The sequence below is a fragment of the Amycolatopsis sp. NPDC102389 genome (assembly GCF_044765885.1).
In the GTDB taxonomy this organism is placed as follows: Bacteria; Actinomycetota; Actinomycetes; order Mycobacteriales; family Pseudonocardiaceae; genus Amycolatopsis.
In genome coordinates this window covers 159,447-166,018 of record NZ_JBIWKX010000013.1, presented here as the reverse complement: position 1 = coordinate 166,018, position 6,572 = coordinate 159,447, and the positions used below count along the sequence as shown (strand labels likewise).

Annotated in this window: 4 protein-coding genes; 1 reads left to right on the top strand and 3 read right to left on the bottom strand. The window is 67.8% G+C overall.

From position 1 onward, the window contains the following. Window positions 1-891: 891 nt before the first annotated feature. Window positions 892-1,113 carry a hypothetical protein gene (locus ACIRGA_RS14945; protein ID WP_400941077.1) on the top strand — a complete coding sequence of 74 codons (222 nt, stop codon included), beginning with the start codon at window positions 892-894 and terminating at the stop codon, window positions 1,111-1,113. Between the two features lie 35 nt (window positions 1,114-1,148). On the opposite strand, the gene ACIRGA_RS14940 is transcribed toward ACIRGA_RS14945, so the two are convergent. From ACIRGA_RS14940 to ACIRGA_RS14930, 3 genes are read right to left on the bottom strand one after another with little or no spacing between them, the layout of a single operon-like run. Further along, window positions 1,149-4,496 (bottom strand): molybdopterin-dependent oxidoreductase, encoded by a 3,348-nt coding sequence (locus ACIRGA_RS14940; RefSeq protein WP_400941075.1) that lies wholly within the window; start codon window positions 4,494-4,496, stop codon window positions 1,149-1,151. Between the two features lie 19 nt (window positions 4,497-4,515). Next, window positions 4,516-5,523: a biotin-dependent carboxyltransferase family protein gene (locus tag ACIRGA_RS14935; RefSeq protein ID WP_400941072.1), complete on the bottom strand. Its 1,008-nt coding sequence runs from the start codon at window positions 5,521-5,523 to the stop codon at window positions 4,516-4,518. Beyond that, on the bottom strand, window positions 5,520-6,494 hold the full coding sequence (locus tag ACIRGA_RS14930) for an allophanate hydrolase subunit 1 (RefSeq protein ID WP_400941070.1): 975 nt from the start codon (window positions 6,492-6,494) through the stop codon (window positions 5,520-5,522). The genes ACIRGA_RS14935 and ACIRGA_RS14930 overlap by 4 nt, the downstream gene beginning before the upstream one ends. Window positions 6,495-6,572: the final 78 nt, after the last annotated feature.

Genomic DNA, 6,572 nt, shown 5'->3' with positions numbered 1-6,572 from the left:
ACCCGAAACGCCACTCACGACCCGCGCTTGACCAGGGCCGAAGGCTCCTTTCACCGCATTAGACGCGGCGAAGGGAGCCTTCAGCCCACCATCGGGCCGCCCGAGAAACACGCCACGTTTGACCTTCGGCTCAATAAGCGCCGCTGAATTGTCCACAAAGGACACTATCAGACTGCTCGGTGTCCGATTTATATTTATATGTACGATCCTGACTGGGGTCGTGAGTGGCAATGAGGGTTAGAACACTCTTTGCCACTCACGACCCTCTCGTGAGACCGTGCAGACTACCCAAATTGGACACATTCAGCTCGAAAAGTGTCCCTTGTGGACATTCGCGGCGCGGTCGGCGGCCCTTATCGGTCAGCGCGGACCCAGGCCACAAAGGTGCACGGCACGCCATATTTGACTTACCCCTCAATGGTGAGGGGTTAGGGCTGCGGTCGCGGAGTCGCGAAAGTGGCTTCCGCGACGTCAGCGGAGGTGGTGGGCGGCCCAGGTGAGTCGTGGGGGGTTAGTTTGGGTTTTAAAAAAATAATAACAGACAACCCCCCCCTGAGACGGGAAATTGTGTTTTAATAACAGGAGCGGGGGTGCTGTGGTTTGTGTTTTTTTGGATTCTCGCGTTGTGGGGGGGGTTTTGGCGCTCGATTTTTTTGTTGTTGTTCACGGTCTTTAATCAAACCAAAACCCCCCCCCCGACCCCATGTGAAGCCGTACATATGGGATATCTGACCGTCAGCGAGTGTCCCTTGTGGACACTCAGAGCCGCCACTCACTCCTCGAACCAGCCGGATCGCCTGTCGCATCCGACACGTTCTCCACGCTCTCGCTTGCCCTGGGGCATCATGTCCCTCTGTTGGCGGTTTGTCCTCTTCAGAGTCAGGAACCAGCATGAGCGGCTTCGGCAAGTGGAATCTCGGCATCGGCGTCGTCCTGATGGCGGCGGCCGTGCTGTGCTCGGTGCTGGACATGATCCCCGCAGCGGTGATCACCGGCATCCTCGGCCTGCTCGGCCTCAGCATCGCGGGTTACGACCTGATCGACGGCTGGTCGGAACGCGCCGAGCTCCGCCGCAGGGAAGCGCGGGTGCGCCGCGAACGCGAAGGTCACTGAATACCGCAGGGACAGCAGGCTAGCCACTCTGACCGCTACGCGTCGAGCGTGATATCGGAGACCGGGACCGCCTGGCAGGTCAGGCACTGGTCGTCGGGAAGACCGTCGGGCGGCGTGACGAGGTGGGCGGTCGCGCCGTCGAGCACGGACACGGCACAGCTTTCGCACTGGCCGAGGCGGCAGCCACTCGGCAACGAGAGGCCGCTCTTCTCGGCGAACTGAAGGAGTGTGCCGTCGGCCTTGTGCCAGGTCTCCTCGCGACCGGAGCGGGCGAACCGCACGGTGGCCGTCGCGTCGTCGGCGATGGCCACCGGCGTCGGCGCGGCTTGGAACTTCTCCGCGAAGATGTCCGCGCGGGGGACACGGCGCTCCATCAGGCCCGCGGTGATCTCCTCGATCATGCTCCCGGGCCCGCACAGGTAGAAGCGCGCTCGTCGCCGGATGAGCGAGTCGTCGACGCTGTCGGCCGAGATCCGTCCCAGGACGTCGTGGTCATCTCCTCGATCGGGCCGGCTGTAGTGGTCGATGACCCGCACCGTGTCGAGCCGGTTCGCCAGAGCGCCGATCCGTGCCCGGAAGGCGTGGCTCGCGGCGTTCCGGTTCCCGTAGTGGAGGACGATTTCCGGAGCGGATCCCGGGTCGCTCGCCAGCGTCTCCAGGAGGCTCAGGAACGGCGTGATCCCGATGCCCGCGGCGATCAGCACCAGCGGCCGCCGGTGGTTCGTCGGCAGGGCGAACGAACCTGACGGCGGCGTCACCAGCACCCGGGCGCCGGCGTGGAACCGTTCGTGGACGGTGGGGGAGAACTGTCCGCCCGGCAACCGCCGGACCGCGACGCGGTAAGTGGTGCGTCCGGCGTCTCGGGCCGCGGCCGTCAGCGAATAGCTCCGGGTCACCAGCGGTTCGTCGGCGGCGGCCAGGGTGATGTGCTGACCGGGGCGGAAGTCCGGCAGTTCGCCGCCGTCGGCGGGGCGCAGGTCCAGGGTGAGTACGTCGCCGGTTTCGAGTGCCGCACTGTCCACGATGAACTCGCGTTCGGTGTTCCACGGCGGCGGACCGGCCGGGCGGACGTCGCAGGCGGTCGAGCGGAGCGCGACCGAGCCGCTGATCGGGTCTCGGGCGTCGTCGCCGATCAGCAGGTTGTAGTTCGCCCCGCCGTCGCTGAGCGGGTCCGAGCCCGGCAGCCCGAGGTCGGGCGCCGGTTGCCACCAGCCGTACTCGGCCACGACGACGTCGCGGTGCAACGCGGAGTCGATACGCGCTCGCATCGTGACGGTCGCCGAGAGGGTCGCGATCTCGACCCATTGGCCGGTCGTGATCCTGCGTTCGTTCGCGAGTTCGGCGCTGATGTCGACCATCGGTTCCGGCGACCGGCGCCGCAGTGACGAGATCCCATGGTGCTGGCTGTGGCAGAAATAGCCGTTCTTCGCGCAGGTCAGAACCAAGGGATATCGCGAGTCGACCTCCGGGGTGCGGGCGACCGGAACCGGCGACTGGCCGTGCTCGGCGAGCCGTTCCGAGTACAGCTCGACCCGCCGGGTCGGAGTGCCGAACCCGGCGACCCCTCCGTCACTCTCTTCCGCGTACTTCCGGTACCCGGCGGGGAGTGGAACGTCGACGCCGCCTGCTTCGGCGCGAAGCTGCTCCGTGGTGAGCCCGAGGCCGGCGAGCTGGTGATCCCAGGCGGTTTCGATCCGCCCGTCGAAGAATTCGCCTGCCATGCCGAGGCGCGACGCGAGATCGAAGACGAACTCGGTGTCCGATCGGGACTGTCCGATCGGCTCGATCATGCGCGGCCGGTGCTGGACCCGCTCCTGAGCCGCCGGCGTGATCTCGAAACCCGCCCTGATGGCCTCGTGCTCCCACGGGGTGTTGACCGGCAGCAACAGGTCGGCGAAGCGCGAGGTCGGGTTCTCGATGAGGTCGAGGTGTACGGAGAACTCCAGCGCGCGTAAGGCCTCCGCGGTCCGTTGTGGATCCGGCTGGGACAGCAGAAGGTTGCCACCGAAGGAGACCAGGGCCCGCACCCGGTACGGATCGCCGGCGGTCGCGGCCCGGCAGAAGTCGCGGGCGTTGATCCATCCTTGCGACGGCGGCCCGATCGGGAAGTTGCCCGACCCCAGCGCCTTGGCCCGCTGCCGTGGCTCGAGCTGATCCGGCGAGGTGACGGAGTTCGTCGGCTGCTTGGGGATGACGACGTTTCCGCCGGGCGCGTCGTAACTGCCGGTGAGGGCGTACAGCGTCGCGATCGCCCGCTCGGTCTGCGTGGCGTTCGCGTGCTGGCCCACCCCGGTCCACGCGGCGTAGGAAACACTCTGTGCGGCGATGAGCTCCTCGGCGAACGCCTCGATCGAAGCGGCGTCGATCGTCGTGACCGAAGCGGTGCGGTCGAGTGGCCAGTCCGCGCAGACTTCGGCATACAGAGCGAAAGCCGGGACGCATTCGACGATGCCGTCACGAGTCGGCACTCGCCTTGTTCCGTGCAGAGCGAACTGCTCGGGCTTCGACGGCAGGGCGGTCGTGTCGACGGGCTCGGCCGTCCCGGTCGCCACGTTCCACGCCACGAAGCCCGCGAGCGCCGGTTCGACGTCGGCCGCCCGCAAGAACCGGCCGGTGTCCCGGCGGACCAGCAGCGGACCGTTGGTCCAGCGCCGGACGAACTGTTCGTCGTGGCCCTGCCGGAACAGAAGCCGTTGCGCGACACCGAGTGCGAGGGCGTCATCCGTGCCGGGCCGGACCCGCAGCCAGAGGTCGGCCTGCAGCGCGGCGGTGGACCGGCGCGGATCGATGACGACGAGTCGAGCCCCTCGCGACCTGGCCTCGGCCAGTGCCGCGGACTGCGCGAGCCACGACTTCGCCGGATTGTGCCCCCACAGGATGGCGAGGTCGGTCGCGGCGTAGTCGGGCGCGGGGAGGGCGCTGCCGAAGGTGAAGGCGTGCGCGAAGTCCTTGTGCCAGTTGCAGATTTCGGTGCTGTACAGAGTGTTCGGACTGCCGAACAGCCGGATGAACCGCTCCACCCAGTCGATCGAATCGGACATGGGCGTTCCGCTCGGCGACGTCACCGAGAACGCGACGGATTCGGCGCCGCTTTCGGCCCGGATCGTGCCGAGCCGGTCGGCGATCTCGGCCATCGCCTCGTCCCAGCCGATCTCCGTCCACTGTGGATCGGAAGCCGATTTCGGCGTGGTCCGGCGAAGTGGCCGCGTCAAACGTTCTGGGGAATGGACCAGCTCGGGAGCGGCGCGTCCCTTCGGGCACAGGGCGGCGCCGGTCGGATGGGCCGGGTCCGGGCGAACGCCCGTCATCATCCCGTTCTCGATGGTGTAGATCGCACCGCATCGTGAGCGGCATAAAGTGCAGTAACCACGCACGTCGGCCATGGCTGCTCCTCAGCGGTTGTCAGAGACGATCGAAGTTCCGCGCGTCGAGGGCGTGTTCGAGGCGGTCGTCCAGCCCGGCGGCCTGCGCGAGGTCGACCTCCCTGAAGGTCACGGAGTCGCGCCCCGGGCGGAGCTGGCCGACCTTCCAGAACGACGCGTGCGCGACCGTGGCGACGACCGCGAACCCGCCGGAGGTGTTGGCCTCCGGGCAGAGAATGGTCAGCACGTCCCCATAGGCGAGGATCCCGCCGAGGGGGTAGCTGCTGTCGAGAAGGTTGGACGGATGCCCGCCGGCGATGTCGCCCGAAGCCCGCGCCCAGCGGAGGCGGCGGGGGTTGAACCGCACGCCGACCCGGTCCGAGCTGAGATCGCAGCGCCAGACCGCGTCGAGGAAGTCTCGATAGCCCTCCTCGGAGAAGAAGTCCGGGTCGGCGTGCGGGCCGCGGAGGACTTCGATCTCCCAGTGGTCGGTGTAGGAGGGTCGCAACGAGGTGGGTACCCGGCGCAGGACCCGGGGTTCGCGCGTTTCGACGGTCTCCAGCACGTCGGCTTGTTCGAGCGCCCGTCCGTCGAGCCCGCCGAGACCGGCGACGAGGAACGTCGACCGCGAGCCGAACACCTCCGGCACCGCGATGCCGCCGGAGATCGCGAGATAGCGCCGGTAGCCGGGCCCGGCGATGATGCCGCAGGCCAGGAGGTCGCCCGCGGCCACCGGCACGGCCTCCCAACCGGGGATCGGCTCGCCGTTGAGCGTGGCGTCGGCGTCCGGACCGGTGATGGCGATGGTGCAGTCGTGGAGGAAGCTCGCCTGGAACCGGCCTTGCGGGATCTCCAGCCCCGCCGTCCCGGCACGGTTGCCGACGAGCAGGTTGGCCGTCTGGAACGCGAGCGGGTCGACCGGCCCGGCCGGGAAGAACCCCATCGACTGCATGCCGACGCGCCCCGGATAGTCCTGGACCGTGGTCTGCAGGCCCGGTTCGATCACTTCCAGTACGGGAATCGTTTTCCCGGACATCGGTTTCGTCATGGGATCTTGACCAATCCCTGTGCCGCGTGGCGGGCGGCACGGCGACGGTCCGCTTCGGCGGAGACCTCCGGCGCCGAGGCGGTCGAGAAGTACTCCTCCGTGGCGAACCGGCCGGGTTCGACGTCGTAGTCGTAACTGCCCGCGAAGGCTTGGCGCCGCAGGTCGATGAGCTCGGCCTCGGTGACGCGGAAGAACGAGATGCGGTCACCGGGGTGGATGAGCGCGGGATCGACCCGGTGCGTGCGCGGGTTGCGCGTCAGCTGGCTGATCGGCACCGTGCGGCCGAAGAGCTGGTACGACCCGGGTGACTCGATCGTGTGCATCACGATGCAGGGCCCGCCGAGCCCGACGGCGCCCTCCGGCGTCCATCCCCGCGCCGGGTTGTACTTCGGCGCGATGATCTCGGATCGCGGGTCGAGCGGGAGCAAGGACGGTAGCCCTGGATAGAAGCCGGTGAAGGCGTTCCACCACTGCGAATCCAGCACCCGGGCGTAGAAGGCCTCACGGTCGGGCAGCCCGTTGTAGCGGACGATGTAGTCGACGTTGGTCCCGTCGAGGACGTTCGGCGCGTCGGGTCTCGTGCTGATCCGGTATCGGTGAACGGCTTCGCGGGAGGCGGAGTCGTCGAACGCGATGGGCAGCTTCAGCCGCCGGCTGGGCAGGACGATCGATCGCGGCTCGGGGAGGGCCCGGTGCACCTCTTCCAATGCGGCGACGACGCTCTTCTGGTCGATGGTGTTCGGTTCGTAGTAGACGGTCAGCGAACGCAGGCCCGACGCGATCTCGAGAACACCACGGACCGGCTCGGCCGCGAGGTGCCTCGCCGCCGCGTGCGCGAAGAAGTTGGCCGCGAGGTCGACCGGGAACGGCTGACCGTACTCGACCATGAGCGCGCGGTCGCCCGCCGTCCGATAGGTCACCGGCGGGTGACCGGCTTCGGGTTCGGGGGTGGCGATGATCGCTGGTGTCAAGATGGGCCTCCGGGTCCGCGTAGCCCGTGAAACGCTCGAAATGCGTGTACTCGGCGGACAAGGCAAGGTGTATATACG

Excerpts from the sequence above, each read along its gene's own strand:
- ACIRGA_RS14945 (WP_400941077.1), top strand. The coding sequence starts at position 892 with ATGAGCGGCTTCGGCAAGTGGAATCTCGGCATCGGCGTCGTCCTGATG.
- ACIRGA_RS14940 (WP_400941075.1), bottom strand. The coding sequence starts at position 4,496 with ATGGCCGACGTGCGTGGTTACTGCACTTTATGCCGCTCACGATGCGGT.
- ACIRGA_RS14935 (WP_400941072.1), bottom strand. The coding sequence starts at position 5,523 with ATGACGAAACCGATGTCCGGGAAAACGATTCCCGTACTGGAAGTGATC.